The sequence below is a fragment of the Streptomyces sp. HUAS 31 genome, assembly GCF_028198125.1.
Taxonomy (GTDB): Bacteria; Actinomycetota; Actinomycetes; order Streptomycetales; family Streptomycetaceae; genus Streptomyces; species Streptomyces chartreusis.
This window is the reverse complement of sequence record NZ_CP116353.1, coordinates 413817-439023: the sequence shown is the minus strand read 5'-3', so window position 1 is coordinate 439023 and position 25207 is coordinate 413817. Positions and strand designations below refer to the sequence as shown.

General features: G+C 72.4%; 20 protein-coding genes and 1 pseudogene. 15 read left to right on the top strand and 6 right to left on the bottom strand.

All coding sequences use genetic code 11. The features are described from left to right. Positions 1 to 160: 160 nt before the first annotated feature. From PGH47_RS01850 to PGH47_RS01820, 7 genes and pseudogenes are all read left to right on the top strand, one after another. Positions 161 to 1732: pseudogene (locus PGH47_RS01850) on the top strand (LuxR C-terminal-related transcriptional regulator); the annotation flags it as partial. Positions 1733 to 2000: 268 nt separating this feature from the next. Further along, positions 2001 to 3293, top strand: coding sequence for a helix-turn-helix domain-containing protein (locus PGH47_RS01845; RefSeq protein ID WP_271661890.1), 1293 nt, complete (start codon positions 2001 to 2003; stop codon positions 3291 to 3293). A gap of 375 nt (positions 3294 to 3668) precedes the next feature. Further along, entirely contained in the window at positions 3669 to 4505 is an 837-nt protein-coding gene (locus tag PGH47_RS01840) for an ABC transporter ATP-binding protein (RefSeq protein ID WP_271661889.1), read from the top strand. After that, on the top strand, positions 4502 to 5302 hold the full coding sequence (locus PGH47_RS01835; protein WP_271661888.1) for an ABC transporter ATP-binding protein: 801 nt from the start codon (positions 4502 to 4504) through the stop codon (positions 5300 to 5302). The genes PGH47_RS01840 and PGH47_RS01835 overlap by 4 nt, the downstream gene beginning before the upstream one ends. After that, the gene (locus PGH47_RS01830) at positions 5299 to 6198 is read left to right on the top strand and encodes a branched-chain amino acid ABC transporter permease (protein WP_271661887.1); all 900 of its coding nucleotides are present in this window, start codon (positions 5299 to 5301) and stop codon (positions 6196 to 6198) included. The genes PGH47_RS01835 and PGH47_RS01830 overlap by 4 nt, the downstream gene beginning before the upstream one ends. A 22-nt stretch (positions 6199 to 6220) precedes the next feature. Further along, positions 6221 to 7330 (top strand): branched-chain amino acid ABC transporter permease, encoded by a 1110-nt coding sequence (locus PGH47_RS01825; RefSeq protein WP_271667952.1) that lies wholly within the window; start codon positions 6221 to 6223, stop codon positions 7328 to 7330. Then, positions 7327 to 8622: an ABC transporter substrate-binding protein gene (locus tag PGH47_RS01820; protein WP_271661886.1), complete on the top strand. Its 1296-nt coding sequence runs from the start codon at positions 7327 to 7329 to the stop codon at positions 8620 to 8622. The genes PGH47_RS01825 and PGH47_RS01820 overlap by 4 nt, the downstream gene beginning before the upstream one ends. 164 nt (positions 8623 to 8786) lie before the next feature. Here PGH47_RS01820 and PGH47_RS01815 read toward each other — a convergent pair whose 3' ends face one another. Beyond that, positions 8787 to 9425 carry a TetR/AcrR family transcriptional regulator gene (locus PGH47_RS01815; protein ID WP_271661885.1) on the bottom strand — a complete coding sequence of 213 codons (639 nt, stop codon included), beginning with the start codon at positions 9423 to 9425 and terminating at the stop codon, positions 8787 to 8789. 68 nt (positions 9426 to 9493) lie between these two features. Here PGH47_RS01815 and PGH47_RS01810 point away from each other — a divergent pair, with 68 nt between their 5' ends. Beyond that, positions 9494 to 11104 (top strand): FAD-binding oxidoreductase, encoded by a 1611-nt coding sequence (locus PGH47_RS01810; protein ID WP_271661884.1) that lies wholly within the window; start codon positions 9494 to 9496, stop codon positions 11102 to 11104. A gap of 124 nt (positions 11105 to 11228) precedes the next feature. Continuing rightward, entirely contained in the window at positions 11229 to 11804 is a 576-nt protein-coding gene (locus PGH47_RS01805) for a dihydrofolate reductase family protein (RefSeq protein WP_271661883.1), read from the top strand. Between the two features lie 3 nt (positions 11805 to 11807). Here the strand turns inward: PGH47_RS01805 and PGH47_RS01800 are convergent, their stop codons facing one another. Further along, entirely contained in the window at positions 11808 to 12959 is a 1152-nt protein-coding gene (locus PGH47_RS01800; protein ID WP_271661882.1) for an AI-2E family transporter, read from the bottom strand. 256 nt (positions 12960 to 13215) lie between these two features. On the opposite strand from PGH47_RS01800, the gene PGH47_RS01795 reads away from it, so the two are divergent. From PGH47_RS01795 to PGH47_RS01785, 3 genes are read left to right on the top strand one after another with little or no spacing between them, the layout of a single operon-like run. After that, positions 13216 to 14688, top strand: a complete 1473-nt coding sequence (locus PGH47_RS01795) for an MFS transporter (RefSeq protein ID WP_271661881.1) — start codon at positions 13216 to 13218, stop codon at positions 14686 to 14688. Beyond that, complete coding sequence (locus PGH47_RS01790; RefSeq protein WP_271661880.1) at positions 14685 to 16889, top strand: FUSC family protein; 2205 nt, start codon at positions 14685 to 14687, stop codon at positions 16887 to 16889. The genes PGH47_RS01795 and PGH47_RS01790 overlap by 4 nt, the downstream gene beginning before the upstream one ends. A 10-nt stretch (positions 16890 to 16899) precedes the next feature. Further along, positions 16900 to 18057, top strand: coding sequence for a PP2C family protein-serine/threonine phosphatase (locus PGH47_RS01785; RefSeq protein ID WP_271661879.1), 1158 nt, complete (start codon positions 16900 to 16902; stop codon positions 18055 to 18057). 15 nt (positions 18058 to 18072) lie between these two features. Here PGH47_RS01785 and PGH47_RS01780 read toward each other — a convergent pair whose 3' ends face one another. After that, the gene (locus tag PGH47_RS01780; RefSeq protein ID WP_271667951.1) at positions 18073 to 19320 is read right to left on the bottom strand and encodes a ThuA domain-containing protein; all 1248 of its coding nucleotides are present in this window, start codon (positions 19318 to 19320) and stop codon (positions 18073 to 18075) included. 306 nt (positions 19321 to 19626) lie between these two features. Here PGH47_RS01780 and PGH47_RS01775 point away from each other — a divergent pair, with 306 nt between their 5' ends. After that, positions 19627 to 20382 carry a TetR/AcrR family transcriptional regulator gene (locus PGH47_RS01775; RefSeq protein WP_271661878.1) on the top strand — a complete coding sequence of 252 codons (756 nt, stop codon included), beginning with the start codon at positions 19627 to 19629 and terminating at the stop codon, positions 20380 to 20382. A 7-nt stretch (positions 20383 to 20389) separates the two neighbouring features. After that, on the top strand, positions 20390 to 21535 hold the full coding sequence (locus tag PGH47_RS01770; protein ID WP_271661877.1) for an FAD-dependent oxidoreductase: 1146 nt from the start codon (positions 20390 to 20392) through the stop codon (positions 21533 to 21535). Between the two features lie 7 nt (positions 21536 to 21542). Here PGH47_RS01770 and PGH47_RS01765 read toward each other — a convergent pair whose 3' ends face one another. Beyond that, entirely contained in the window at positions 21543 to 22517 is a 975-nt protein-coding gene (locus tag PGH47_RS01765) for a helix-turn-helix transcriptional regulator (RefSeq protein ID WP_271661876.1), read from the bottom strand. A gap of 136 nt (positions 22518 to 22653) precedes the next feature. Here PGH47_RS01765 and PGH47_RS01760 point away from each other — a divergent pair, with 136 nt between their 5' ends. Beyond that, positions 22654 to 23049 carry a RidA family protein gene (locus tag PGH47_RS01760; protein ID WP_271667950.1) on the top strand — a complete coding sequence of 132 codons (396 nt, stop codon included), beginning with the start codon at positions 22654 to 22656 and terminating at the stop codon, positions 23047 to 23049. A 37-nt stretch (positions 23050 to 23086) separates the two neighbouring features. Here the strand turns inward: PGH47_RS01760 and PGH47_RS01755 are convergent, their stop codons facing one another. Then, the gene (locus PGH47_RS01755) at positions 23087 to 23752 is read right to left on the bottom strand and encodes an NAD-dependent epimerase/dehydratase family protein (protein WP_271661875.1); all 666 of its coding nucleotides are present in this window, start codon (positions 23750 to 23752) and stop codon (positions 23087 to 23089) included. A 64-nt stretch (positions 23753 to 23816) separates the two neighbouring features. Continuing rightward, on the bottom strand, positions 23817 to 25157 hold the full coding sequence (locus PGH47_RS01750) for a mannose-binding protein (RefSeq protein ID WP_271661874.1): 1341 nt from the start codon (positions 25155 to 25157) through the stop codon (positions 23817 to 23819). Positions 25158 to 25207 lie beyond the last annotated feature (50 nt).

Sequence of the window (25207 nt, the reverse complement as noted above, 5' to 3'; positions counted from 1 at the left end):
ACACCGGTGATTTGGCTGCCGGGCCTCGCGGACGTCAGCCTTCCGGTCCTCGTTACGCGCAAGTAGCGTCCCGGGAATGACCGGAGACCGGAGCAGTGTGCGGACGGCTCCCCGCTTACGGAGCCGCAACGGACGGGACAACGCCCGATCGGCCGCCGCCGACCGTGGCCATGCCGAACTCGCGCGCGGTGGAAGGCAGTTGTTCGACGGGCCGGTGGGCGACGCCCGTGAGTCCCTGCTGCTGGCCGCGTCGCTGTTGGCCGCCGACGCCCCGGAGCGGGCAGAGGCGGCCCACCTGGGCGCGACGGACGCCGCCTGGGCGGCGGGGGACATCGCGGCTTGCCTGAGCACGCTCGACGGCACGGACGCCGGGGCCTGTGGCGGACCGGGCGCACCCGGAGACCCCGGTGGCCGTCAGCAGAGCGGCGTCCGCGGAGCCCTACGGGATCTTGACCGCCCGCAGCCGCCGGACACCGCGGACCACCCCACCGTGCACCCTCACCGGGACGGACTGCCGGACCGGGAGTGGGCCACGGACGCGTTCGTGCGGGACTACCGCGACGGCATGCGCGCGCTGTTGGCCCGTCGGCCGGAGCTCGCCGCCGGGTCCCTGAGGCGCGTGCTTGATCGGGCCCGCACCGACCATCGCCCGGAGCGCCTGCTGCGTGCCGCGTCGGCCGCGCTGCTCCTCGGGGACGTCGGAGCGGCCCGCGCCGCCGGGGCCCGCGCCCTCGCGTCCGCCCGCACCGCGGACAGCGCGGCGTTCGAGGCCCGGGCCCTGGAGTACCTGGCGTACGGCGAACTGCGCGCCGGCCGCCACGCGCAGGCCCGTGCCCACGCCGAGGAGGGCGTGCGGGCCGCGCTGGCGGCAGGGCACCGCAACACCGCGGCGAGCCACCACGCGATGCTCGCCCTCGCGGCCTCGATCGAGGGGGACACCGCCGCGGTCGGGCGACACGCCTCGGCCGCCCTGAGCGTCGCCCGCCGCCACGGACTCGCTCAGGCGGCGACCCTGGCCGAGTGGGCCACCGCCCGCGCCGACCTGGCGCGCGGACGTCCTTTGGAGGCCGCCGACCGGCTCGGTCCGCTCGTAGGGCCCGGCCCCAGACGCGGCCACTTCGCCGTGTGGATGCTCGCCGTGCCCTGCTTCGTGGAGGCCGCGGTACTGGCCGGGCACCCGGAGGGCGCGCGGACGGTCGTCGACGACTTCGCCGTGTGGGCCGCCTTCGGCGCCGACCCTCATGCCCCGGCCCAGCTCGCCCGCTGCCGCGCCCTGCTCTCCTCCGAGGACGACGCCGACGACTTCTACCTGCGAGCCCTCGCCCTGCACGACGAGACGGGCGGCGACTTCGAGCGCGCCCGCACGGAGCTCCTGTACGGCCGGTGGCTGCGCCGGCGACGCCGCCTGCGCGAGGCCCGGCCCCGGCTCGGCGCCGCCCTCGTCGGCTTCGAACGCTGCGGTGCCGGCGCCTGGGCCGAGCAGACGCGCGGCGAGCTGCGCGCCAACGGAGCCGCGCCCGGGAGGGAGGCGGCCGGTGGGCTGTCGCTGCTCACACCGCAGCAGCTGCGCATCGCCCGGCATGTCGCCGAGGGTGCCACCAACCGCGAGGTGGCCCGGCGACTGGCCGTGAGCACCCGCACGATCGACTACCACCTGCGCAACGTCTTCGCCGCCCTCGGCGTCCGCTCCCGCATCGAACTGGCCCGCATCGTCGACCAGGAAGGCCGCTGAGCCACTGCCCTTTCCCGGGCATCGAGTCCCTGCTCGTCCGAGGCGAACGGGAGGGGCCTCGACGCCCCGCGCCCAAGAATGCCGCTGCACACCCCTAGGGACCGACCGGACGGTATGCCATCCTTCGGGGCAGGACGACGAGTCGGGTGGCTGCCGCGGCACGGGCAGCGCGCCTCGTCGGACTCCGCCGAGCCGTCGGACGTCGCTGAGCCGTCGGCCCGGCGGGGTCGGGGCACTGCCGGGAAGCCGAGGTAGGGGGAGGACCGCGATGCATCCAGCCGTACGCACACGCGCGACGAACCGCACCGGGCCGACGCCCGTTCCGCAGCCGCGGACACGACGTATCCGGTCGCTGATCGACGCCGACGCGCTGCGTGCCCTGCACCGGGCGGCCCGCGTACTCATCGACGACCTCCCGGACCTGACCGACCGGCTCGTGGCCGTCCTGCGCGAGCAGGAACCGGCGTACCGGACCGCGCTGGAGAACGACCACGCCGCCACCTGGGAGGAGGTGCACCGCTCCCTGCGGCACAGCGTGACCTCGCTGCTCGATCCGCGCGGCACCCGCGAGGCCGCCCACCGCTGCACCTGGCGCATCGGCGTCACCCGGGCCGAGCAGGGGTTGCCCCTGGACGCCCTGCTGCACGCCTTCAGGATCGGCGGCTCCCTCGTCTGGCAGCGGCTGGTGGAGGAGACCTCCCGCTCGGCTCCCGAGGACATCCGGCTCCTCGTGCACGTCGCCACCGACGTGTGGAACTTCGTCGACGAGCACTGCAGCCTCGTCGCGGACGCCTACCGGCAGGCCGAACGGCAACTTGCCTGGCGGCGCGAGAACCGGGTACGGCTCCTCGCCACCGCTCTCCTCGACGGCGCCAGCCGGATCGCCGACCTGCCCGAGACCGCCGAGGGACTGCGCCTGCCGGAGCACGGCCGGTACGTCGTCGTCGCGGTCGTCGGCGGCCGGCCCCAGGGCCCCACGAGCGTGCGCCCCACTCCCGTACCACCAGGCACGAGCGTCTACTGGCACTCCGGAGTGGAAGTGGACTACGGCATCGTCCTGGTCGGCGACGAGGGCGACGGGGAGGACGACCAGGACCCCGTGGCGGCGCTCGGGCTCACTGCCGACGGCACCTGCGAGGGGCGGATCGGCGTCGGCAGCGCCGTGGCCGGGCTGGCCTCCGTCGGCGACGCCCGGCGCCTGGCCGACCTCGCCCTGAGCATCTGCCCGCCCGACGGCGGCACGGTCCGGCTCACCGAGCACTTGCCCGAAGCCCTCGTGATCTCCTGCCCGGAACTCGGCGCGACCCTCACCGAGCAGGTCCTCGGCCCGCTGCTGCGCCTGGAGCCGGCCGACCGGGACGTACTGCTGGACACCCTTGCCGCCTGGTTCGTCTGCGACGGCTCCGCCCAGCGGGCCGGTGAGCGGCTCTACTGCCACCGCAACACCGTCCTGAACCGACTCCGCCGCTGCGAGCAGCTCACCGGCCGCTCCCTGGCTCGCCCGTTGGACGTCGTGCAGATCAGCCTCGCCCTGACGGCACGCCGACTGCTGCGCGGCTAGGGCCACTCGGGGCGGCTGCCCGCCGTGAGTCTGTGACGGCTGCGCCGGCGTAACCGCCGCGGCCCTCTCCCAGTCGCCCGGTCGACGGAACCGCATGTCCTCGTATGCCGCCAACGGCCCTCCCAGGAGGCCCCGTTGGGCTGAGTCGCCATGCCCGGACACCCTCGCCGCCCCCGCCGTCCCGGCCCGCCCCCCTGCCCTCCGACCGGCGCTTTTCAAGCCACCCCTGGGCACCCGCACAACCCCGGCCCACCCGCATTGGGACCACGCAGCGTCCTCGCCCGAACACCTGTACCGCCCGCCCGCGCCCGTGCTGTCGTGGGCTGCCCTTCCCCCGAAGCCCCGTGCCCGACGGCACGGACCCGAGGAGCCGTGATGCCCGAAGCACCACCGGACGAAGAGGCCGCCCTGTACGTCGAGGGCCTCGACGTGACCTACGGCCGCGCCCTGTCCGCCCTTCGTTCCGTGTCCCTGACCGTCCCGCACGGCGCGATCGTCACCCTGCTCGGCCCCAACGGCGCGGGCAAGACGACCCTGTTGCGGGCGGTGTCGGGCACCCTGCGCCTGCATCGCGGCGCGATCACGGCCGGCCGTATCCGCTACGGCGCCACAGAACTCGACGGACGCGACCCGGTCGCGGCCGTGCGGGCCGGAGTCGTACAAGTCCCCGAGGGGCGCCGGGTCTTCGCCGGCCTCACGGTCGACGAGAACCTCCGCTCCGGCGGCCTCGGCCTCGGCAGGCGCCGCCCCGCCCAGATCGCCGAGGCCCGGGACCGGGTCTTCGCGCTCTTCCCGCGCCTGGCCGAACGCACCGGGCAGGCCGCCGGACTGCTCTCCGGCGGCGAGCAGCAGATGCTCGCCATCGGCCGTGCCCTGATGGCCGCCCCTCGACTGCTTCTGCTCGACGAGCCCTCCCTCGGCCTCGCCCCGCAGATGGTCTACCGGATCGCCGAGGTGATCCGCGAGATCAACACCCAGGGCACCGCCGTCCTCCTGGTCGAGCAGAACGCGGGCATGGCCCTGTCCCTCGCCGACACCGCCCATGTCCTGGAGGTCGGCGAGGTCCGGCTCTCCGGCCCCGCCGACGAACTCGCCCGCACGGACGCCGTACGACGCCTGTACCTCGGAGAAACGACCGAGACGACCGAGACGACCGACACGACCGAGACCGCCGAGACCACCGGCACTACCGAGGGGCAGGGAGCCGCGTGACCGACCGCACCACCGCACCACCCGAACTCGCCGTGACGGACGTGACCGTCCGGTTCGCCGGGCTCACGGCCCTGGACGCCGTGTCCTTCACCGTCGTCCCGGGCACCGTCCACGCGCTCATCGGACCCAACGGAGCGGGCAAGTCCACCTGCTTCAACGTGCTGTCGGGGCTGTGCCGCCCGGCCGCGGGCGCCGTACGCCTCGGGGACGCAGAGCTGACCCGGCTCGCCCCGCACCGCATCGCAGCGCTCGGCGTCGCCCGCACCTTCCAGAACATCGTCACCACCCAGGGCACGGTCGCCGACAACCTGATGCTCGGCCGGCACGCCCTGACCCGGGCCGGGTTCGCCGCCAGCGCGCTGCGTCTGCCGCATGTGCGGCGCGAGCAGCGCGAGCATCTCGCCCGCGCCCGCGAGATCGCCGAACTCACCGGTCTGGCGCGGCACTTCGACAGCCCCGTCGCCCTGCTCTCCTACGGCGACCGCAAGCGCGTCGAGCTCGCCCGCGCCCTGTGCCTGGAACCCCGGGTCCTGCTGCTGGACGAGCCGGTCGCCGGGATGAACGCGGCCGAGCGCGCACGCACCGTCGAGGTCGTGCACGCCGTTCGCGCCGAACTCGGCCTGTCCGTGGTGCTGGTGGAGCACGACATGGGCCTCGTGATGCGGCTCGCCGACGAGGTCACCGTCCTCGACTTCGGCCGCGCCATCGCGCACGGCACCCCGGACGAGGTGCGCCGCGACCCGGAAGTGCTGCGCGCCTACCTCGGCACCGGCGCCGAAGAGGAGGACGCGGCATGACCACCTTCCTGGACAACGTCTTCAACGGACTCGCCCTCGGCGCGGTCTACGCCCTCGTCGCCCTCGGCTTCGTCATCATCTTCAAGGCGTCCGGCGTCATGAACTTCGCGCACGGCTCGCTGCTGCTGCTCGGCGGCTACGTCACCGCTGTATTCCACGACGACCTGGGCTTCGCCGGAGCGCTCGCCGTGTCCGTCCTGGTGACCGCGGCCGTGGCCGGCGCCATGGACCGCTTCCTGCTCCAGGCCGGCGGGGGAGCCGACCCGCACGCCGCCCATGTGCAGACCATCGTCACCATCGGCGTCGACATCGTCATCCTCACCGACCTGTCGCGGCGCATCGGCGGTGACCTGCTCTCGCTCGGCGACCCCTGGGGCGACTCGGTGAGCGGTCTCGGCCCGGTGACCGTCGCCGACAGCCGGATCGCGGCGATCGTGGTGTCCACCGTCGTCATCGCCGCAGTCTTCGCCCTGTTCCGGTACACGAACTGGGGCCTGTCGCTGCGCGCCTCGGCCGAGGACGTGGAAGCGGCCGCCCTGATGGGCGTACGGCTGGTGCGGGTGCGCACCCTCGCCTGGTGCCTGGCCGGAGCGCTGGCCGCGCTGGCGGCGGTGTTCCTCGCCGCGTTCCCCGCGCCCGGCCTGGAACGCACGACAGGGCAGATCGCGCTGAAGGCGTTCCCGGCGGCCATCCTCGGCGGGATGGCGTCACCGCCCGGTGCCCTCGCGGGCAGCCTGCTGATCGGACTCACCGAGGCACTCGTCGCCGGCTACCAGTCCGACCTGCACGTCCTGGGCGAGGGGTTCGGCGACGTCGCGCCCTACGCGGTGATGGTGCTGGTGCTCCTGATTCGGCCCACCGGGCTGTTCGGCGGAAAGGCGGCGGTCCGTGTCTGAACGACTCTCCCGCGCCCGAGCGATCCGTCTGGGCCGGACCTTCGCGGCCGTCGCCGTCCTGTGCGCGCTGCCCTTCTACCTCGACGCGTTCTGGTTGCGCATCGGCCTGTTCTCCATGGCGGCGGCGGTCGGCGCGGTGGGCCTGGGCCTGCTGTCCGGCACCGCCGGCCAACTCTCCCTCGGCCACGCCTTCTTCCTGGCCGTGGGCGCCTACGGCTACGTATGGCTGGCCGGTGAACCCGGACCCGGGCTGCCCACCGTCGTCGCCGCGGTACTCGCGGTGCTGCTGGCCGGTGCGGCCGGCGGGCTGTTCAGTCCCGTCGCCGGCCGGGTGCGTGGCATCTACCTCGGCGTCGCCACCCTGGCCCTGGTCTTCCTCGGGCACCACGTCCTGCTCACCGCGGACTCCGTCACCGGCGGTTTCAACGGCCGCTCGGTGCCACCCCTGGAAGTGGGCGGCTTCTCCTTCTCCGCCGACTCCGAACTCACCCTGCTGGGCGTGCCGTTCGGTGCCGAGGAACGGCTGTGGTACTTGGGCCTCGCGCTGTTCGCGGTCACCTGGTTCACCGCCAGGGGGCTGCTGCGAGGGCGTCCCGGGCGAGCCCTGGTGGCGCTGCGCGACAGCGAGACCGCGGCCGCGGTGATGGGCGTCGACGTCTCCCGCTACCGCTCGGCGGCCTTCGTGGTGTCGTCGATGTACGCGGGCCTGGCCGGCGTACTGCTCGCCCTCTCCTTCCGCCGCGTGGTGCCCGACTACTTCGGCCTCGTGCTGTCCGTCGACTACCTCGCCATGATCGTCATCGGCGGACTCGGATCGGTGGCCGGAGCCACCGTCGGCGCCGTGTTCGTCACGGCACTGCCGCTGCTGATGACCCGTTACGCCGACCAACTCCCGCTGGTGGCCGCCCCCGGCACCACCGACGGCACGGTCGGCCCCACCGAGGCGGCCCGCTACCTCTACGGCGCGTCGATCGTCCTGATCCTCCTCTTCGCCCCCGACGGCCTGCACGGCCTGGTCCGGCGGCTGCGCGCCCGCGTCCGCCGCCCCCGGACGGCACCACCACCCTCGAACGCCACCTCCCCTTCCCAACCGACCGCGCCAGCCGTACGAGCCAAGGAGCCCACCCCGTGAAGCCCTCGCACGACCACACACACCGCGCCGCACCGCGCAGCAGAACGCTCCTGGCCGCGGCACTCGCCGCCCTGCTGCTCGCAGGCACGGGATGCAGCTCCAAGGCCAACTCCTCCGACAGCGCGGGCGACGGCGCCGACGGCGTCAAGACCGGCCCCGGAGTCACCGACAAGACCATCAAGCTCGGCGCCCTCACGGACCTCACCGGCCCGTACGCGACCCTCGGCAAGAGCATCGTGCAGGCGCAGCAGATGTGGGCCGACGAGGTCAACGCCGACGGAGGCATCTGCGACCGGCGCGTGGAGATCGTCGTCAAGGACCACGGCTACGACGTCCAGAAGGCCGTCACCGCCTACGCCGACATCTCCGCGGACGTCGTCGCCCTGCCCCAGGTCATCGGATCGCCCGTGATGGCCGCGCTGCTCGACGACATCGACCGGGACAAGGTGCTGACTTTCCCCCAGGCCTGGGCCGCCTCCCTGCTGGACCGGGAATCCGTACAGGTTCTGGGCACCACCTACGACATCGACATGATCGCCGCCGTCGACTTCCTCACCCGCACCAAGGGCTTGAAGAAGGGCGACAAGGTCGGGCACGTCTACTTCGAGGGCGACTACGGCGCGAACGCGCTGGAGGGCTCAAAGTGGGCCGCGAAGAAGGCAGGCCTGAAGGTCGTCGGCCAGAAGATCAAGGCCACCGACACCGACCTGTCCGCGCAGGTCTCGGCGCTGCGCAAGGAAGACGTCAAGGCGATCCTGATCAGCGCAGGACCGGCCCAGACCGCCTCACTGGTCGGAGTCGCGGCATCCCGCGGTCTGAAGGTCCCCGTCGTCAGCAGCGCCCCCGGCTACGCCCCGCAGCTGATGAAGACCCCGGCCGCGCCCGCCCTCGCCGCCATGCTCAACATCGTCAGCGCCGCCCCGGCCGCCAGCTCCGACCTGCCCGGGGTGCGGAAGATGGTCGCCTCGTACAAGAAGAAGTACCCGGACGCCCTGGTCGACGCCGGAGTTCTCTCCGGCTACAACGCCGCCCAGATCATGGGCGCCGACCTGAAGAAGGCCTGCGAGGGCGGCAGTCTCGCCCGCGAGGACGTCGTCAAGGCGCACCGTGCCCAGTCCAACGTCGACGTCGGCCTCGGCACCGCGCAGAACTTCTCCGACAAGGCGCAGCCGGCCAGCACCTCCACCTACGTGCACAAGCCGGACGCGAAGGCGGTCGGTGCCGCGGTGAACCTGGAGGAGGCCCACACCGCGCCGGGCGTCGAGGAGTACCTCGCCTCCCGCGACAAGTGACCCCGGGGACTCCCTGACGGCACGTCGGCCGGGCCGCGGCAGCATCGCCGTGGCCCGGCACGGTCGCCTCCGGAGTCGGTTCGTTCAGCGGGTCCAGGAGACGGGGCAGGACGCCGACGTCGCCCTCGTGGTCGATGGACGGGTCGCCGGTGGGCCGACGCGAATCAGGCGTGCTCGTCGTCGGTGAGTCCGATGGTGCGGGCGGCGGCGAAGATGCGGGCGCACCGCTGCGTCATGGCCTCCGGCGACTGGTCGGGGTGGTTGATCCACCAGCGGACCAGGGCGGTGCACAGGCCGCGCCACGCGTACTTGAGGGCGTCGGCGTCGAGCGGGTCGCCGGCGCCGGCCGATCGCAGCAGGTCGGCTGTGCCGGTCGCGGCGAGGTCGTCGATGGCGGTGCGGTAGTGCGAGGCGCGGCGGGCTGCGTCGCTGTCGGGCGGCAGCGTGGCGTCGTAGAGCACGAACCAGGCGTCGCGCCGCCCTTCGAGGGCGGTGAACAGGGCCGCCAGGACGCGCAGGGAGGTGGGCGGCGCATCGGCGGCCGGCTCGGCCATCGCGGTGCGGACCGCGCCCAGGAGGCGTTCGCCGACCGGGTCGAGGCAGGCGAGGTAGAGGTCCTGCTTGCTGCCGAAGTACTGGTGCAGCAGCGGCTTGGTGACGCCCACGCGCGTGGCGATGGCGGCCACGGTGGTGGCCTCGTAGCCATGACGGCCGAACTCCTCGGTGGCCGCGGCCAGAACCTGCTGCTCACGCGCGGCTCTCGGCACGCCCTTGGTGCCGGCCTTGGAGGAGTGCGTTGTCATGCCATCGATCTTACCCTACGGTAATTTACCGTAGGGTAAATTCACTGGACCCCGCTGGGAGCACACCCATGCCTGCCACCGCGACCGCGACCGACCCCGGCAACTCCCGCACCCGCTCCTGGTGGGGCTGGGGCTATACGGACGCCCACCCCGACGACGCCGAGTGCGTCGAGATGGGCGCGCTGCTGCCGGGCACCCTCGCCCGGCCGCTGCCGATACCCCGGGTTGCCGACCTCGCCATCGGCGGTCCCGCCGCGACACCCCCGCCCTCCCTCGCGCACCTGGTGACCGCCGATCCCGAGGCCCGCGCCGCCCACGCGATGGGCAAGGCCTACCGCGACGTCATCCGGGCCCTGCGAGGCCGCCCCGGCCGGATCCCCGACCTCGTTGCCCGCCCGACCGACGACCAGGAGGTGGCCGACCTGCTGGACTGGGCCGGCGAGCACCAAGTGGCCGTCGTCCCCTTCGGCGGCGGCTCGTCCGTCGTCGGCGGCGTGGAGTACCGCGGCGAAGCCCACCGGGCCGTGCTGTCCCTCGACCTGACCGCGATGGACCGGGTCCTGGAGATCGACACCGTCAGCCGTTCGGCCCTCATCCAGGCCGGGGCACTCGGTCCCGTACTGGAAGAACAGCTGCGCCCGCACGGCCTGACGCTGCGCCACTTCCCGCAGAGCTTCGAGTTCTCCACCCTCGGCGGCTGGCTTGCGACCCGGGCCGGCGGCCACTACGCCACAGTCCACACCCACATCGACGACTTCGTGCAGTCCCTGCGCGTCGTCACCCCCGCCGGAACCAGCACTTCCTGGCGTCTGCCCGGATCCGGCGCAGGACCCTCGCCCGACCGTCTGTTCCTGGGATCCGAAGGCGCGCTCGGCGTCATCACCAGGGCGTGGATGCGCCTTCAGGAACGCCCCCGGCACAAGGCGTCCGCGTCCGTCGCCTTCACCGACTTCCGGCGTGCGCTCGACGCCGTGCGCACCATCGCCCAGTCCGACCTCGCCCCGGCCAACTGCCGCCTGCTCGACCCCGGCGAGGCGCTGCTCTCCGGCGCCTCGCACGACGGCTCCTCCGTGCTGGTCCTGGGCTTCGAATCCGCGACCGCCCCCGTCGACGACCGTCTCGCGATCGCCCTGGACCTGGCCCGCGCACACGGCGGCACCGGCGAGGCACCGAAGGCGAACGGCGGCGCCCCGGCCGACGCGGCCGTCGGCGCCTGGCGCTCGGCGTTCCTGCGCATGCCCTATCTGCGCGACGGACTGGCCCGTATGGGTGCCGTCGTCGAGACCTTCGAGACGGCCGCCACCTGGGACCGGATCCCCGCCCTGATCGACGCCGTCCGCACCGAGGTCGGCGCCGCCGCCCTGAAGGCCACCGGGCACGCGGCCACCATCAACTGCCGTCTGACCCACGTCTACCCCGACGGCGCCGCCCCCTACTTCACCGTGGCCGTCGCCGGCCGCCCCGGCGACGAAGTCGCCGTCTGGGACGACATCAAGGCCGCCGCGACCGACGTACTGCACCGCCACCGCGCCACCATCACCCACCACCACGCCGTCGGCCGCGACCACCGCCCCGGCTACGACCTCCAGCGCCCGGCCCCCTTCGCCCTGGCACTCCGCGCCACCAAGAACGCCCTTGACCCCCACGGGATCCTCAACCCCGGCGTCCTGATGGACTGACGGCGGGCGAACGGGCGAGTCGGGGCGCGCGGGGCGGATGGTTCCGAGGGAATTCCGCGAGCCGCGATGAGTCCTGGGGCGTTCGGCGGTCGTACTGTCGAACCGTCACCGAGGAGGACGTCCGATGCGCAGAGTGACCTATTCGATGAACGTCTCACTGGACGGCTACATCGTCGGCCCCGACGGCGGGATGGACTGGGGAGCGCCAGACGAGGAGGTCTTCCGCTTCTGGATCGAAGATGTGCGAGAGCTCGGCTTTCACCTGCTGGGACGACGGCTCTACGAGGCGATGCTGTACTGGGAGACGGCCGAACAGGATCCGTCGCTCGACGCCCCGGGGCTGGAGTTCGCCGCGCTCTGGAAAGCGCTCCCCAAGGTGGTGTTCTCCAACACGCTGTCGGCGGTGGAGGGCAATGCCCGCCTGGTGTCCGGCGACGTGGCGAAGGAGATCGAGCGCTTGCGCGCCGAGCCGGGGGAGGGGGACATCGCGATCGGCGGCCCGACTCTCGCCGCCGAGGTGGCCGCCGCGGGGCTGATCGACGAGTACCAGCTCATGGTCTACCCGGTGCTGCTCGGCGGTGGCATTCCGTTCTTCCCCCGGCACGAGAGCCAGGTGGACCTCGAACTCGTCGAGACCCGCAGCTACAACTCGAGAGTCGTCTACCTCCGCTACCGGACGGCCCGCCAGCACACGCCCTAGAGATCATTCAGAAGTCGGCCGAGGACCGGACCCCACGACCGGCCGTGCCCCGGCTGCCTCCGAGCCGTCGGCGCGGCCCCGCAGCGCCTGGTGGACCGACCAGAGGACGGCGACGAAGGGCACGGCCACGACGGCGCCGATGAACCCGGCCGCGATCGCCCCGCCGACGACGGCGAGGGCCACGACGACCGGATGCAGACGCACCGCCCAGCTCATGACGATGGGGTGCAGGAGGTGGCCCTCGATCTGACCGATGATCACGATCAGCGCGACGACGATGAGAGCGGTCACCGGCCCCTTCGTCGCCAGCGCGACGACGGCCGCGACGGCCAGGGCGATGGGTGAGCCGATCAACGGGATGAAGGCGGCCACGAATTCAAGCAGCGCCAGCGGAACGGCAAGGGGGACACGGAGGACGAGCAGGGCGATGCAGACCAGGAACGCGTTGGTCGCCGCGACGAGCAGGATGCCGTGCGTGTATCCGGTGAACGTCCGCCATGCGGCCCGGCCGGCGAGCATGAGGTGCTGCCGCGCCCTCCTGGGCAGCTGATCGCAGATCCACTGCCACTGCCGGTCGCCGGAGTGCGTGAAGAACACGGCGCAGAACAGGGCCAGCGCGATGACCGTCAGCACTTCGAGCAGCCGGCTTGCGCCGCTCACGGCCTCGCTGATGATGGTGGAGCGGTGGCTGGAGAGGAGCTTGCCGATCCGGGACTGGAGGTCGTCGAACGTGTTCGCCGGGAGCCGGAAGGGCGGTTCCTCCAGCTGCCGTTCGATCCGGCCGATACCCGCCACGAACTCCCTCTGGAGCCCTCTTCGCTGACTCGCCACGATCTCGCCCACCAGGGCAAGCCCCCCGAACACGACGGCGATACCGCCGATGACCGCACTCGCCACGGCGAGCGGACGCGGCATCCTGCGGGCGAGGAGCCCGGCCACGGGGCGCAGCACGGTCGTGAGGACCAGACCGAGGAACACGGCGACGGCGACCCGGTGGAACTGCCCGAGCACCGAGAACACGGCACGCACGACGATCGCCACGACGATGATCCGCCATGCGTAGGCGGCAGACGTCCGCAGCCACTCCGGCACGCGCGAATCCGCGCCGCTCGGGCGGCCGACGGACGAGGCGGGCGGATCGGGGGGCGTGGCCATCCTCATGCCCGTACCACCCATCGGCCGCCGGATCGCGGACCCGGCCCGGAATTCGCCCGAAGGCCGGTACCGGCGCCGGGCGGCGGGAGCGTCGGCCGCCTGTCCCCGACTCGGTGGAGTGCCGCCGAGTGGGGGAATGCCGGGCTGCGGGGGTGGCGGGGGCGGTCGACAATCGGGGAGTCGAGGGCGTGTCCGGCCGGCCGCGTCGTGCGGTGGTTCGTCGCCGTGGTGGTGTCGGTCCGAGAGGAACGTGCTCATGGGCGCAGAGGCTTCGCCGGCCGCGCGCAGAGGTGCGTTCATCGCGGTGGCGGTCGCCCTGTTCTGCATCCAGCTCGACTTCTTCGCGCTGAACCTGGCCGTCCCCGGCATCGCCGACGAATTCGGTGTCACCGCCTCGGCGGCCCAGTGGACCCTCTCCGCGTACATGCTCGCCATCGGCTGCTGCTTCATCGTCGGCGGCCGGGTCGGCGACGTCTTCGGACGGCGAGGCGCCCTGCTCGCCGGCACGGCCCTGTTCGCTGCCGGATCGGTCGGCTGCGCGCTCGCGCCGGGGCTGTGGGCGCTCGTCGGCGCGCGGATCGTGCAGGGCGTCGGCGCGGGCTTCGTCTTCCCGGTCTCGGTCGCCGTGATCACCAACGCCTTCCCGGACGAGACCCGGGCCCGAGCGCTGGGAGCGGTGTTCGGCATCGCCAACGTGGGCACGGCCCTGGGACCGTTCGTCGGCGGCGGCTTCACCGAGGGACCCGGCTGGCGCTGGATCTTCTGGCTGCTGGCACCGCTGAGCGTGCTGGCACTGGCCGTCGCGTACGCGTACGTGCCCGACTCCCGGGATCCGACGGCACCGCGCCAGCTCGACCTGATCGGCTGCGCGACCGTCGTATGCGCACTGGCCGCGCTCACACTGGCCGTCGAACGCGGCAGCGCCTGGGGCTGGGACCATGCCCGCACACTCACCCTGCTGGCCCTCTTCGCGGTGGCGGCCGCCCTGTTCGTACGGCGTGAGCTGCGCGCCCGGCATCCGCTCATCGACCTCGGGCTCTTCCGCAACACGCCCTACGTCCTGGTGACCGGCACGGGCACCGTCACCAACATGGGCTACGCGGTCACCGTGTTCGTGTCGACGCTGTACCTCCAGCAGGTGCGGGGCCTGTCTCCGCTGGAGGCGGGCGTGGTGTTCCTGGCCCCCGCCGCGCTGGTGGCGCTCAGCGGGCCGCTCGGCGCGAGGCTCTCCGGGCACCTGCGCCCGGTGTCGGTGATGGCGCTGGCCGGGGCGCTCGCCGGCACGGGCATGATCGTGCTCAGCCTGGTGACGGCCTGGTGGCTGTACGTTCCCGTGTTCGCCTGGTGCGGACTCGGCCTGGGGCTGGGCTGGACGTTCGCCAGCGTGGCCACCCAGCAGGTCGTGTCGCCCGAACGGGCCGGTGAGGCCTCGGGCGTACTGCTCACCTTCCTGGTCACCCTCGGCGGCGTCGCGCTGGCGGCCGCCGCGTCCGCGATCACCGCGATGCTGCCGGAGCGGTCGCCGGACGCCGCCTACGACGCGATCCTGCGCTGCGGAGGTGCGGTGATTCTGGCGGCTTCCGCGGTAGTCCTGGTGGTACGTCATCGGTTCGCGGACGCGGCCGAGATCGGGGAAGCCCCGCCGCCGGGCTCGCCCCGCTCGGCCGGCGCACGGGCCCACGGTGGCGGCGCCGGCTCGCGGCCGTCACACGGCGGGCAGCTGCCGTGATCGGCGGGGTGGAGCGGACCCGGATCCTGCACCGGTCGGTGCGGGTGACCCTCGCCGCGTCCCTCGGCTTCTACACCTTCGTGTACGGGCTCGACGAACCCGTCCTCGCCCTGTACGCACTCTTCGGGCCGATCTCCTTGGGCCTGCTGTCCCCGATCCCCGGATCCGGGCGGCAGCGGGCCGAGGTGATGCTGAAGGCACTGCCCGTGGGACTCGGGCTGGTGACTCTCGGGACCGTGCTCGCGGTGCACACCTGGGCGGCGGTGCTCGGCATGCTCGTCGTGGGCTTCCTCCTCGCCTTCGCGACGATCGCGGGCCCGCGCCCTGCCGGGGCGGCCCCCGGACTCCAGCTCTTCTACATCCTGGCCTGCTTCCCGCCGTACGAACCCGACACGCTGGGCCTGCGGCTGGCAGGGCTCACCTTCGGCGTGGTCGCGCTCGTGCTGTGCGAGCTGTTCGTGCTGCCGACCCCACCTGAGCCGACGTACCGGGCGGCTCTCGCGCAGGCGCTCGCGACGGCGCGCGACACCATCACCGGGGACAACGCCCTCGCACCGGAGGAGCTGCGGGAGGCCGGCGCTCGGCTGCGGCTGTCCAACACCTCGCCCGCGCAGCGTCCCGCCGGCCCGGACCGCGCGGCCCGCGGCCTGGCTCAGGCGGGGTCCGCCGCCCGCCGGCTCCTCGAACAGCTCGCCCATCTGACCGAGATGGGCGAGCTGCGCGAACTCGTGCGGAGCGGAGCGCGGAACGACAGCGTCCGGGAGAGCGGAGAAGGTGACCGGGACACAGCGCTGCGAACGCTGCTGCCGCGCGTGGTGTCCCTCCTCGACGACACCGCCGCCGCCCTGCGCACGGGCAGGGCCGCCCCGGGACCGCAGCGGATGGACGAGGCCATCGACGACTTCCAGCGGATCCGAGCCCGGCAGGCGGCGGGACCCGCCGACGAGGTGCCTCCGGCGGAGGTGCTGCGCAGACAGGCGGCGCTGCTGGCGGTCGCCGAGTCGGTGCGCGCCCTGGAGATCTCCGTGCGGGTCGGCCTCGACGGACGTCGCACTGCGCCCATCGAACCCACGGAGCTGTTCTGGTACACGCACGCGGCCACCGCCCAGCTGTGGCTGCGCCGGATCACCGGCAACATCTCGCTGCGCTCGGTGCAGTTCCACAACGCCCTGCGGATCGCGCTGGCGTTGGCCGCGGCACGACTGGTGGCGGGCTCGCTCGATCTGACGCACGGTTTCTGGGTGCTGCTCGCGGTGCTGACACTGAGCCGGACCACGGTGGAGGAGGCCTGGACGGCCATCCGTCAGGCCGTCACCGGCAACCTCGTGGGCGCCGTCGTCGCGGGCGCCCTGCTCACCGGCCTGGCCCGGCACACCGAGGCGTACGCGGCCATCCTGGCCCCCGCCATGCTGATCGCCTTCGCGCTCGGGCCCCTGCTCGGCATCGCCTGGGCGCAGGGCCTTTTCACGCTGGTCGTGGCCACCGCGTTCGCCCAGATCGCCCCGGCCTCCTGGCGACTGGCCGAGGCCCGGATCGTGGACGTGGTCACCGGCAGCGCCATCGGTCTGCTGTGCGGAATGCTCGCCTGGCCGGCCGGCGCCCGCGCCGAGGTGCGCAGAACCATGGCGGGCCTGCTGTACGAGTGCGGCCCGCTGATCAAGGGCACCGTCGGCATGCTCGCCGCGGTGCCACCGGGCTCCGTCCCGGCCCCGGCCTCGCTCCCCGCGCTGCACCGGCTGCGCCTGGCGGAGTCCGCCTACGCCCAGTTCCGCAGCGAACCCGGCAGCGACGCACACGTACGCGCCGACTGGCACGCCGTACTCCTCACCGCCCACCACATCCTGCTCGGCGCCCAGTGGCTGCCCCGCTTCGACCTGCCCGCCAACACCCTGCCCCCGGACGCCGGCGACCGGGCCAGGGCCGGCGCCGACACGCTCGCCCGGACCACGGACCGACTCGCCGACCTGTGCAGCGGCAGACCGCCCAAGACGGTCGACAAGGCGACTCCACCCGTACGGCCGACCGGGCCGCCGTTGCCGGTCCTGGTCGACCTCGACATGTGGCTGCGCAGCCTGACCGCCCAGCTCACCCGCATCGAGGCCGGGCTTCCCGAGGCGATCCGGCGGCCGGCACGCGGTACGACGGCCGCCGGCACCGCGAGCCCAGGGTCCGGCTCCGGTCCCGACGGGCCCGGGAACTAGGGGCGGCGCCGTGCCAGGCCGACCCCCGCGCCGCGAGCTGCAGGGCCCCACCCTGCGCGGCTGGGTCTGGTGGCTGCCGCTCGTCGCGGTGCTCGTCGACCTGGCCGCCGAGTTCATCGTCAGGGGCCGTGAACCGGTGAGCTTCCTGCTCGTCGCGGTCCCGGCCCTGGCCGCCGCGACGCGCGGCCCGCTGGGCACCGCGATGTCGGCCGTCGTGTGCCTGGGGCTGCAGATGTGGATGGCCGCCCGCCGCCCCGGCCACTTCGACGAACAGCACCACGTCGCCCTGTACGCCGCCACCGCCCTCATCGGCATCGCAAGCGTCGCGCTCGCCGCGCAGCGGGAACGGACCCGGCAACACCTCATCCGCGCCAACTCGGTCGCCGAGGCCATGCAGCGGACCCTGCTGCGCCCGGTGCCGCGAAGACTCGGCCCGGTGCGTGCCGCCGGGTTCTACGAGGCAGGCGAGGGCGGCACCCTCGTCGGCGGGGATCTGTACGACGTGTGCGAGACGCCCTTCGGAGTGCGGGTCATCATCGGCGACGTCCGCGGCAAGGGGCTCGGCGCGGTGCAGACCGTCGCCGCGGTGCTGGGCAGCTTCCGGGTCTCGGCCCACGAATGGCAGAGCCTGAGCGCCCTGGCCGCCCGGCTGGAGCTCAGCATCGCCCGCAACAGCCCGGCGGGCGACGACGGCGACCCCGAACTGTTCGTCACCGCCCTGGTGCTGGAGTTCCCGCCGGAGGGCGGCGAGGTGCGCATCGTCGACCGCGGCCACCCCGCGCCCGTGGCGGTCGGCCCGAACGGCGCCCGACGACTGCCCACGGCACCGGGACTGCCACTCGGGCTGGGCGGTCTCTCGCCGGACGGGGTAGACACGACGGTGCACCTGCTCGGACCGGCGGAGGTGCTCGTCCTGCACACGGACGGGGTGAGCGAGGCGCGTGACGAGGACGGCGTCTTCTACCCCGTCCTCGAACGGCTCGGGCAACGGTTCTCCGGGGAGCGCGCACCCGACCCGGCGACGGTCGTGTCGTTCGTCCGCACCGACGCGGAACGCTGGTCGGCGCAGGCCGACAACGACGACCGTGCCGTCCTCGCCCTGTCGCTGGACGCCGTGAAATCCCGGCGCCGGGACGGACGGGACACCGGCGACGCCAAGGGCGGGTAGCGTCGCCGGCCTCGCCTAGGGCTGTGCGGTCAGCCGGAAGGACTGTGCGGCCGAGTTGTCACAGGGCCGCTGCACCAGCTGCACGCTGTTCGCGGAACTGCCCGTCGTACTGAGGCACTTGCCGCTGTGCCGGGCGACGAAGCGGTAGTTCCCCGATGCCTCCCGCTCGGGGCGCCACTGCTGGTTGCCGCCACCGCCGTAGGCCCACAGCTGCAACGGCGCGTTGTCGGCGGTCGAGACGCCGGTGACGTCGACGACCTGCTGCGGATTGGCCCGGATCGCGATGCGTGAGTAGCCGCTGTCGGTGGGGCGGAACTGGAACTGCTGGGCCAGGGTCTGGTTGCAGGTGTACTGCTGGATCGCGGTGCCGTTGGCCGTGGCCGCGGCCCTTGCGTCGACGCAGGTGCCGTGCGCCGCGTCGGCCAGGGAGTACCAGGCGGTGTCCGAGATCGGGTCGGTGGGTGTGGGAGTGCCGCTCGCGCCGGCGAGCCACTTGAGCCCGTCGATGAGGAACCGGTTCTGGGTGGCGCTGGCGAACGTGGACGACAGCCGGGTGTTGGTCTCGTAGTTCATGGCGTTGTGGCCGAAGTTCGCGTACAGCATCTTGTACTGGGTGTTGGTCCACATGATCGGGTAGTAGCCGCTGTACCAGGACTGGTTGGGGTCGGTGCCGAGCGGGAAGCTCGACGGATCCACCGAGGCCAGGATCTTGATGTTCGGGTTGTTGCGCAGGTCGTTGGACCAGCTGTACCACTCGCTGACCGCCGAGGTGAACGTCGCGGGAAGGCCGGTGGTGGAGGGGTGGGTACGGTCCTCGGTGCGCAGCACCGCGGTCGTCGGGCCCCAGGTGTTGGAACGGAAGTTCCCGCTGCCGAGGAAGTTGTTGTAGTACCAGGGCCAGGAACCGGCGTCGGTCGTGAACGCCGAGACATGGAAGCCCATCCAGCCGCCCCCGGCCCGCACGTACCGCTCGAATCCGGCCCGCTGGGCCGAGCTCTGCGGCGCGTCGTCGAGGAAGAGGACGACCTGGTAGTCGTTCACACCTCCGTTCGCGAGCAGGTCCCAGTTGGTCGTCGCGGTGTAGGTGAAGTTGTTCTGGGCCCCGGTACGCGGAAACCACTCATTGGCTTCTTTCACGAAGTCGATGTGCGCGGCGTCCCAGGTGCCGTTGTAGAAGGCGATGACCTTGAACGGTGCGGCCTGGGGCGCGGCGACGGCACCGGACGCGACGGGCGACGGGGCGACCGCGAGCCCCAGCACCATCGCGAGCCCGGCCAGAATCCGCCCGGCCAGCCGCCTCACGGGTGCCTCACCGAAGTGGCGGCGGAACAGGGGGAGTTGGGCGCGAGGGCTTGAGGTGGGATGTCAGGCATGTCTTCTCCTGTACCGACGAGGCGGCATGTGTGGGGGAGGGGGAAGGCGTGGAGGGCACCGCTGCATCTCATGTGCATGACACGACTTATTTCACTTCATGATTTAAGGAGCGCTCGAAATGCCCTGTCAAGGCTTTGGTATAGGCCAATCCGCAACGAACTTGTTCGTGACGAACATGTTCGTTAGGCTGTGGATGTGTCCGAAGGAAGCACCGCCCCACGCAGCCGCCGCGAGCGGCCCGCCAAGCCGGCCCTCACCTACGAAGGCATCGTCGACACCGCCGTACGCCTGATGAAGTCCGAGGGGCTCCAGCGCGTCACCATGCGGCGGCTGGCTCAGGAGCTCGACACCGGGCCGGCGTCTCTGTACGTGTACGTGGCCAACACGGCGGAACTGCACGCCGCGATCCTGGAAGACCTGCTCGGCGCCGTGGACCGCACGCCGGTCGACGCCGAGGGGGAGTGGACCGACCGGCTCATCGCGGTGCTCGGCTCCTACACCCAGGTGCTGTTCGAGCACCCGAGCCTCGCGCACTCCGCACTGGTCGCCCGTCCCTCGGGCCCCAACTATCTGGCGCTGGTCGAGGCGATCCTCGCGCTCCTGCACGAGGGCGAGGTCCCCGACGCGCAAGCGGCCTGGGGCGCGGACGTCCTGTTGCAAGTGGCGACCGCCACCGCCGCCGAACAGTCCGCCCGGGACCGGAACAGCGCCGCCGAGGACGAGTTCCGGTCCCTCACCACGGCCCTGCGCGGAGCGCCGTCCGAGACACATCCGCGGATCGCCGCGGTGGGCGACGCGCTCGTGTCCGGCACGCCCCAGGAGCGTCTGACGTGGATCTTCCGCTCGGTCATCCAGGGGACCCTGACGACCCCCACACCGGCGGACAGCACCCGTGCCGAAGACAGCCTTCGCGAGCCGCCGGACTCCGGATCCGCCCCGAGCAGGAAGTAGGCCGACCATGACCACCCCCACTCACCACCCCGTTCTCGTCGTCGGCGCCGGTCTCGGCGGCCTGACACTGGCCCGCGTCCTGCACGTCAACGGCCTTGAGGCCGTCGTCCTCGACCTGGAGGCGAGTGCGCACACGCGGCCCCAGGGCGGCATGCTCGACCTGCACGAGGAGACCGGGCAGGCAGCGCTGCGCGTCGCGGGGCTTCATGAACAGTTCAGCGCCAAGGTGCATCCCGGCGGGCAGGCGTTGCGGGTCCTCGACAAGCACGCGAGCGTCCTGCTGGAAGAGGCCGACGACGGTACGGGTGGCCGCCCGGAGATCGACCGCGGAGATCTGCGGGAGATCCTGCTCCGCTCGCTGCCCGGGAACACGATCCGCTGGAACAGCAAGGTCATCGGCGCGCGAGCGCTGGGCGCCGGACGGCACGAGGTGACCCTCGCCGACGGGACCGTCCTCACCACCGACCTGCTCGTCGGCGCGGACGGCGCGTGGTCCCGCGTCCGGCCGTTGCTCTCCACCGCCACCCCCGAGTACAGCGGCATCTCCTTCGTCGAACTCGACCTGCTCGACGCCGATACGCGCCATCCGGAGTGTGCCGAGCTGATCGGCGGCGGAATGTTCTTCGCCCTGGGTGACGACAAGGGCTTCCTCGCACACCGGGAGACGGACGGCAGCCTGCACGTCTACACCGCCCTGCGGGCCGAGGAACACTGGCTGTCCACCGTCGATTTCACCGACCCGGACGCGGTCAGGGCCACCCTGTCCGAGCGCTTCGCCGACTGGGCACCCGGCCTGCGGCGGCTGATCGCCGAATGCGACGGCCCGCCGGTCCCCCGCCTCGTCCACGCACTGCCCATCGGGCACGAGTGGCAGCGCACCCCCGGTGTCACCCTGCTCGGCGACGCGGCGCACCTGATGTCACCCTTCGCCGGTGAGGGCGCCAACCTGGCCATGATCGACGGCGCCGAGCTCGGTCAGGCGCTCGCCGCGCACCCCGGGGACACCGAGCTGGCACTGGCGGTCTACGAGAAGGCGCTCTTTCCCCGCAGCGAGGAGACCGCCCGGCAGTCGGCGGAGGGCCTGGAGACGATCTTCAACGACCGGGCTCCCCAGCCGCTGATCGACATGTTCGCCTCCTTCACGACGGACTGACACAGCATCACGGTGCTTCTTCGTAGCGGGCGGCCATCGCGGCCGCGCGGTTGCGCAGGGCAGTGCGCAACGACTGTGGGGCCAGGGCTTCCGCGTCCGTGCCGAGCTGCCACAGCGCCCATTCGGCGTGCCGCAAGTCCTGGAACGTCACCTCCAGCCGCAGCCGGCCGTCCGCGTCGGGCTCTTCCGCCCGCACGGCGAGCGTGGTGTCCAGCAGTTCCTCCCGCCGCACCGGGTTCATCCGTACCAGCACGGTGATGTGGTCGCCGTCGGAGAGGAACTGCGCAGAGCGTTCCCGCCAGATCCGGTCCAGGTCGACCCGGTCGGGGCGCTGTGCCGCCTCGGGGAGTTCCTCCGCGGCCAACACCCGCGACAACCGGTAGGTGCGGTCCTCGCCTGATCTCGTGGCCAGCAGATAGCCTCGCTCCCGCACGGTGACCAGGCCGATCGGGTCCACCGTGCGCCACTGCGGTGCCTGATCCGTGGCCGCGTAATGGATGCGCAGCTTGTGGCCGGCGAGGACCGCGCGCCTGACCTCGACGATCGCGGTGTCGGCAACCTCCTCGGTGACCAGCCGGCGGGAGAGAAGATCGGTCTCCGGGTCGACGAGGAAACGCCGGGCCGCGTCGCTCGCGGACGCCAGGTGTCCTTCGGGCAGCGCGTCGACCACCTTGCGGATCGCCGAAGCGAGCGCCGGTCGGAGGCCGAACACCTGCTCGCCGCGCCCCGATCGGGCGGTCAGCAGGGCGAGGGTCTCGTCGTGGTTCAGCCCGGTCAGCTCGGTGCGGAAACCGGGCAGCAGAGCGAAGCCGCCGTGCCTGCCGCGTTCGGCATAGACGGGAACGCCGGCCGCGGACAGCACCTCGATGTCACGCAGCACCGTGCGGGTGGACACCTCCAGCTCGCGGGCCAGCGTGTTCGCCGTCAGCCGACCGCGTTGGCGCAACAGCAGCACCAGTGAGACCAGTCGGTCGGCGCGCATGCGAAAACCCTAGAGGAATACGTGACCAAGGGTGTCGTGATTTGTTGCGAGGCTCGTCGACGCGACGTCAAGGCCCGTGGCTACCGGGCCGAGAGACGTGCGCACTCCCGATGAAGTGAATGGAGCCGACGTGGCAGTGGAACGAACAGCGGTCAACCCGGTGACGTGGTCGGTGGACCTGGGATTCAACCAAGGTGAGCTGGTCTCCGGGCACACACGGACCCTGTACATCTCGGGGCAGACCGCGATGAGCCCCGACGGGAAGCCGCAGCATGACGGAGACATCGCCGCGCAGCTGACGCTCGGCATCGACAACCTGGAGGCCGTGCTCGACGAGGCCGGCATGTCCCTCGCGGACCTCGTCCGGCTCAACGTCTACACGACCGACGTCGACCTGCTGTTCCGGCACTACGGCGTGCTGGCGGCGCGGTTGGGGGCCGTCGGAGTGGCTCCGGCCACCACGATGCTCGGGGTGACGCGACTGGCGATCCCCGGCCAGCTGGTCGAGCTGGAGGGCACCGCCGTCGCGTGACGAGACCCTGCCGTCCCGCTGCGCGTGAGCGGCAGGTCTAACCGCCGAGCCGGGTGATCTGGTCCGTTCGCAGAACCCGCGGTCCGGAACCGTCGAGCCGGGCGACGGCGATCATCGCCCGCCCGAGGTGCTCGGTGCTGGTCACGTAGCGGGGCGTCACTCGGCGCAGGAGCGGATACAGCCAGGACGTGAAGCGGTATGCCAGCCGGTACCACCGCGTTGCGGAGGTCTCCCCGTGGACGGGCTGGATCCACCCGGGACGGAAGGCGTAGGCGCGCATGTCCATGGCCATCAGCGCATTCTCCGTCCGGCCCTTCACCCGGGCCCAGAAGACGCGTCCCTGTTCCGTGCTGTCGGTGCCTTCCCCCGAGACGTACACGAAGGTCACGTGCGGATTGTCGGCGGCCACCACCCGGGCCGCCTCCAAGGTGTACTCGTACGTGATCTTCTCGTACTCCTCATGGCTGAGTCCCACGGACGAGACTCCGAGGCAGTAGAAACAGGCGTCCGCCCCTGAGAGCTCTCCTGCGATCGGGGTGAGATCGGAGAAGTCGGCGTGCCGCACCTCGCGAAGCTTCGGCGCGCTCCTGCCGAGCGGCCGACGCCCGACGGCGACGACCTCGGTGACCTCCGGTTCTTCCAGGCATGCGCGCAGAACACCTTGACCGACCATGCCTGATGCCCCGAAGAGAACTACCTTCACCTTGACTCCATCCGGATCGCGTGCGGCGGGGGTGTACCCGGTAAGGCATCCCCGCCGCAGGGTGTCAGGTCGACCAGAGCACCGCGCCGTTCTGGACGATGACCACCTTCGCGTCGGCCCGGAGGACGAGTTGGGCTCCTTCGTGGCCCCAGGTCTGGGAGGCCCAGATGGGGCGGTCCTCGCCGTTGTGGATGACGAGGTTGCCGTCCGGCTGGAAGATCGCCCGGTGGTTCGAGCCGAAGGTCATGGACGCCCAGATGGGGTTGCCGTGCTCGTTGTAGACGACGAGGTTGCCGTCGGTCTGCATGACCATCCGGATGCGGTTCGTCGTCCAGGCCTGGTTGACCTCCAGGACGCTGGTCGCGAAGACGGTCTCGGTGCTCCAGTTCGGCTGCGGGGTCGCCTTCGGCTTCGGCTTGGGCTTTGCCTTCGGCTTCGTCTCCGGTTTGCTGCTCGGGCTGGACTCCGGCGTGGGTACGACGGGCTGAGGTGCGGTGACCTTCGCCGGCGCGCTCTTCGTCGCCTTCGCCTTCTTCGGGGACGGACTGGGCTTCTCGGCCACGTAGTCGTCGAGGGCTGCGGGGGCGGACGTCGGGTTCAGGACCGTGTCGGAGCCCTCCGCGGCCAACCCCTTGGCGGAGTCCGGGGGTCCGTCGTCCTTCGCGCTGCCGGTCAGCAGCAGGGGTATGGCGATCAGCGCGGCGCCGGCTATCGCCGCGCCCGCCAGGATCGGCTTGCGCGGACGTCCGCTGCCGACACCGGTGTCGGTCTTGGTACCGGGCGGCGGAGTCGCCACGGCGGCCGCTACGGCGACGCGCTCCTCGGGCGCCTCGGTGGTCCCGGCTGCCGCTGAGGCAGTGGCTTCCTCGGACCCGGTGGCGGTGGCCTCCCCGGTGCCAGTGGCGGGGGTGGTCACCGTGGCGGCGGTCTCCCCGGTGCCGGTGCCGGTGCCGGTGCCGGTGCCGGTGCCGGACGTGGTCGTGGTGGCGGCGGTCTCCCCGGCCGCGGGGGCAGTCGGCTCCCCGGCCCCCGTGGTGCCGGACTTCGCCCCGGCGGCGCCGGTCTCCGCCGCGGTGTTTCCGGATGCCCCGGTGTTCCCGGTCTCCGCGTCCGGAGCGGAGGCCGCAGCCGGGGTCCGGGCCTGGCTCGGGGCCGGCTCGTCCGGTGCGGCAGGCGTGGGCGGTAATCCGGTCTCCCCTGCGCGGGTGGCGGCCGCCTCCGCGTTCGCGTCGGGGGTGGGGTGCTGGGGGGACATGCGGTACTCCTCCTCGGTGGCGGAGCTGTCGGTTGTGGCCGGGGCCCGTGCAGTGGTCGGCTGGACGAACACCGGGAAGTCCGGCGTGCGTTGGTCGAGCGCCACGCCGGGACGGACCGGTTCGGCCCGGTCACGGTCGTCGAGGTGCACCGACCCGCCGCGGTGGCGGCCGCGAGCCGATCCGACGCCTTCTCGAACTA